At 57.7% G+C, this 2,200-nt stretch carries 1 protein-coding gene; it reads right to left on the bottom strand.

Annotated features, from left to right (window positions below):
* Window positions 1–104 precede the first annotated feature (104 nt).
* Entirely contained in the window at window positions 105–1,805 is a 1,701-nt protein-coding gene (ltrA, locus tag HV796_RS41810; protein WP_175233487.1) for a group II intron reverse transcriptase/maturase, read from the bottom strand.
* Window positions 1,806–2,200: the final 395 nt, after the last annotated feature.

Below are 2,200 nucleotides of genomic sequence, written 5' to 3' on the forward strand. Positions count from 1 at the left end.
GGTCGGGTAGCCCGATCCTCTTACGAAGATCGGGCCCCCCGAGAACCGTACGTGCGAGTTTCCCCGCATACGGCTCAAATCTACAAAACAAACAAAGTCCCGTCTTATGACAGAACCGGCTTAGTTACCACAAGGTTACCAGTATGTACCCGCTGGTGGCAGTGTGGGTGAAGCAATACCCGGTTAGACAGCGCGTCTGACCCGCCATGCATCCGATATTCAAGATGATGGTCGTGCCAGCCGGTTTCGTCAGTCAGGGCACAGCCACAGAGTGCACACGAGCCACCCTGCGACATGTACAGCGTCGCCCATTGCCTCCGGTAGCGCACCGATTCCCACATGCGCTCCTGACGCAACTGCTCGCCATACTGCTCCCACATCGGATCGAAGGGATGGTAGTCCCCTTTCACCTTCCTGTGCCGTCTGATAACCGTACCGTTGATCTGGTACAGCTCAAACAGTCCAGTGCTACCGTCTTTCCAAACTACAGGAGCGGCAAACACCCATCGTCGTTCACCCACTGAGTGGAAGTACTTCTGCCCCACCCACCGGGCGTTCTTCTGCGGATGCCGCCTCTTCGACCACCACCAGAGTCTCCGGAAAATCAGATACTCCATGCGGTTGTATGCCTGCTTGGCCACGACGGGGCTGTGGTACTGCGCCCATCCCCGTAACATGGGGTTCAGCAATCGGATCAGATCCTCCTGCCTCACCGCCTTGTTGCCGCTGATCGTTTCCGAAACCTTGCGGTAGAACGTTTGCACGTTCTTCTTGCTCGGCTTGATGAGCAGCTTCCCCGAATACTTCCGGAAATTCCACCCCAGGAAATCGAAGCCATCGTCGATGTGGGTGATCCGCGTTTTCTCCTCCGACAGTTGCAATCCCCGAACCGCAAGGAATGCTTCCACCCAAGGTCTGACTTCGGTCTCCAGCAACTCTCGCGAGTCGCCAGTGATAACGAAGTCATCCGCATATCGCACCACATTCACTTTCAGCTTCTTGGCTTTTGCGATCCCCAACTTCGCACCGAGGTGCGCAATCAGTTCACGTTCCAGCCCGTTCAGCGTCACGTTTGCCAGCGTCGGGGAGATAATCCCTCCCTGCGGCGTACCGGCCTCAGTCGCCTGTAGCTGGCCCTTGTAAATCAGGCCAGCCTTCAACCACTTCCGCAGGATCTCCTTGTCCATCGGGACATGGCTTTCCAACCAGTCGTGGTTGATCCAGTCAAAGCAGCCTTTGATATCCGCTTCCAGCACCCATCGGGCAGAACCCTTCTGGGACATGGTGACGAATATCTGAGACATCGCATCGGCCGTCGAGCGGTTAATCCTGAACCCATACGAGTTCGGGTCGCTCGTCGATTCCGACACCGGCTCCAGTGCCAGCAGATAAAGGGCTTGCATCGCCCTGTCCCGCATGGTCGGGATGCCCAGAGGGCGCTCCTTCCCATTGGCTTTGGGGATAAAGACTCTCCGTAGGGGCAGAGGCTTGTATCCACGCCGTTTCAACCTGCCGACGGCTTCCCATCGGCTCTCAGGCGAATCCCATAGTTCACGATCGACTCCAGCCGTTCGCGCACCCTGGTTCTGCGTAACACGTCGTACCGCGTACAGCTTTGCGGACAACGTGCGGGTCAGCATCCGTTGCAGGGCTTTCACCCTGCGCCAGTCACTTTCCCGCGTCGCCTTCGCAATTCGAATCTGCATCCCTCTCACGTTCCGTTCAACCCGACGCCAATCTACGGCGTACCAGTCGTCCGGCGCGTGGGAAAGCGCAGATCCGTCCTTCCGGACGGATACTTTCATGCTGCTCTCCTACCTTGGGTTGATCATTCCCACAGCAGAAGGCGCATCTCCCCCAGCGGGGCAGACACACCCCGCTGGGGAACAACAGTTGAACAGGTATGGGCATCTGCGCCCATACGTCATCCAGGTACTACGGACGGACACAAGCGCCCGTGTCTCACCAAGTCATAAGGTCTGTCAGCCATCTTGCGACGGTAGACCAGACGGAAGTCTGCCCGCTTTCGCGTGGAGTAATGTCTCAACCCCTATCCGAACCATTACAGCCCGGCATTCGCTTTTTCCGTCCTCCCATACCCGCACCGCCAACAGCGTTCCTTGCGGTCCACCTGCCAGCCATACTGCGCTGGCAACGATACGGGCTTACCACGTTCCCGGCATGTCACACGACTGACTTA

This window comes from Paraburkholderia humisilvae, assembly GCF_902859855.1.
GTDB lineage: Bacteria > Pseudomonadota > Gammaproteobacteria > Burkholderiales > Burkholderiaceae > Paraburkholderia > Paraburkholderia humisilvae.

Excerpts from the sequence above, each read along its gene's own strand:
- ltrA (WP_175233487.1), bottom strand. The coding sequence starts at position 1,805 with ATGAAAGTATCCGTCCGGAAGGACGGATCTGCGCTTTCCCACGCGCCG.